The following is a 532-nucleotide window of genomic DNA, read 5'->3' as shown; positions in this document are numbered from 1 at the left end:
TTTCGGAGAGTTAAATTCTTGGCTCATAGTGACATCCTAAATCTTCAAGGGCGCTCAAAAAAAGCGCAAATATGGTGTGCCAATAAGAATACTAATGCAGTAATTATTGGTCCGTTGAACAAAACAGCGACCCGAAGGTCGCTGTGAATAATACATTTGCGCGGATTATAGCAAAATTGAGTTTTTAATCATCAACCGAGACATCGGAGGAGTTATTTTTCTCTTCCTTTGGCATGTGCTTGTAAATGTAGACACCAGTAGCAATCATGTAGGCGAAGGTGGCGATCAGCATTCCAAATACTTTAAAGTTAACCCAAACATCCAGAGGTAGCTCGTAAGCGATGTAAATGTTTAGGCCTGCAAAAAATGAGAAGAAGCCTACCCATGCCCAGTTTATCTTCGCCCAAATCGCGTCAGGTAGCGTGATCTCTTTACCCAACATGCCTTTGACGACCGATTTTCCCATTAAGTGGCTGGCGGTTAAACCAACTGCAAGCACCACGTAAATGATAGTGACTTTCCATTTTATGAA

At 41.9% G+C, this 532-nt stretch carries 1 protein-coding gene; it reads right to left on the bottom strand.

The window, feature by feature from the left end; translation table 11 throughout:
* Positions 1-184: 184 nt before the first annotated feature.
* Positions 185-532, bottom strand: a 348-nt coding sequence (locus R7R24_RS30060) for an inner membrane-spanning protein YciB (RefSeq protein WP_318120635.1), incomplete at its 5' end; no start/stop codon positions are given.

The organism is Vibrio sp. 704 (assembly GCF_033339295.1).
The sequence above is the reverse complement of the archived record's forward strand: the minus strand, read 5'-3'. Positions and strand labels throughout refer to the sequence as shown.